The sequence below is a fragment of the Actinoplanes sp. DH11 genome (assembly GCF_020873875.1).
Lineage (GTDB): Bacteria > Actinomycetota > Actinomycetes > Mycobacteriales > Micromonosporaceae > Actinoplanes.
Window position 1 is genome coordinate 1 of sequence record NZ_JAHWGU010000068.1, and the last position, 1530, is coordinate 1530.

A 1530-nucleotide genomic window follows, 5' to 3' on the forward strand; every position below is an offset into this window, starting at 1 on the left:
ACCGCATCCAACAACACCGGATGAATACCAAAACCCTCAACATCAACATCAACATTGACGTCCGCGAACACCTCACCATCGCGACGCCACAACCCACGAAGCCCCTGGAACACCGGCCCATAACCCAGCCCCGCCGACGCCAATGCGTCGTACCAGCCGGCCACCGGCAACTCCTCAGCACCCACCGGCGGCCACACAGCCAGCGACGTGTCCTCCACCACCGCACCGGCACCGGCATCGGCATCGGCCTCCAACTCACCCACCGCATGACGCACCCAACCAGCACCCGCATCCTCAGCAGGCCGCGAATACACACCCACCCCACGACGACCACCCACCGCATCGCCCACCACCACCTGCACCTGCCGGACACCCCGCTCCGGCAACACCAACGGCACCTGCACCGTCAACTCCACCAACACCTCACAACCCACCAGCACCCCCGCACACAACACCCACTCCACCAACACCGCAGCAGGCACCACCACCTGCCCAAACACCCGATGCTCCGCCAACCACCCCGACGACTGCACCGACACACCAGCCGTCAACACCACCCCATCGGAATCCGCCAACGACACCACCACATCCAGCAACGGATGACCCAGCACCTCCAACCCCACCCGCGACAAATCCCCCACCCCAACACCCACACCCTCAGGCCAAAAACGCTGGTGTTGGAAGGCGTAGGTGGGCAGTTCGATACGCCGGGCACCGGGGAACACCTTCACCCAGTCCGGGCCGGCCACCGCCAGCGCCTGCACGATCGAGGTGGCCTCGTCGCGGTTCTTGCGGATCGTGGGCAGACACACCCCGTCGACGTGCGTCGCGAGCGCACCCGACGGGCCCACCTCGATGAACCGGGTCACCCCAGCAGCGCGCATCGCGGCCAGGCCGTCAGCGAACCGGACCGGCTGGCGGACCTGCCGCACCCAGTACTGCGGGTCCATCACCTCAACACCGACCGGCTCACCGGTCACATTCGAAACCCAGCCCAACGACGGCGCCGCGAAGACCACCTCGTCAAGGACAGCGGCGAAGTCCCGCAGCATCGGCTCCATACGCGCCGAATGGAACGCATGACTGACCCGCAACCGCCGCGTCTTGTCGAACCCGGCCGCCACCGCCAGCACCGCGTCCTCATCACCGGAGATCACCACCGCCTGAGGACCGTTGACCGCCGCGATCGACACCCCATCAACAAGCCGCGCGATCACGTCGTCCTCGGTGGCCTGCACCGCCACCATCGCCCCACCCGACGGCAGCGCCTGCATCAACGCACCCCGAGCCGCGACCACCTTGACCGCATCCGCCAACGACCACAAACCGGCCACGTGCGCGGCGGCCAGCTCACCGATCGAATGCCCCAGCAACAGATCCGGGCGCACCCCCCACGACTGCAGCAACCGGAACGTGGCCACCTCAACCGCGAACAACGCCGCCTGAGTGAACCGCGTCTCGTCCAGCCTCGCGGCATCGATATCGAACCCGAACGCCGCGACCACCTCGTCATACACGGCCGCGAAAACC

1 protein-coding gene is annotated in these 1530 nt (G+C 66.9%); it reads right to left on the minus strand.

Translation table 11 applies throughout. The annotated features are described in order from the left end of the window. A partial coding sequence (locus LPA41_RS40730) for an acyltransferase domain-containing protein (RefSeq protein ID WP_229076851.1) occupies nucleotides 1-1517 on the minus strand: 1517 nt, incomplete at its 3' end. Nucleotides 1518-1530: the final 13 nt, after the last annotated feature.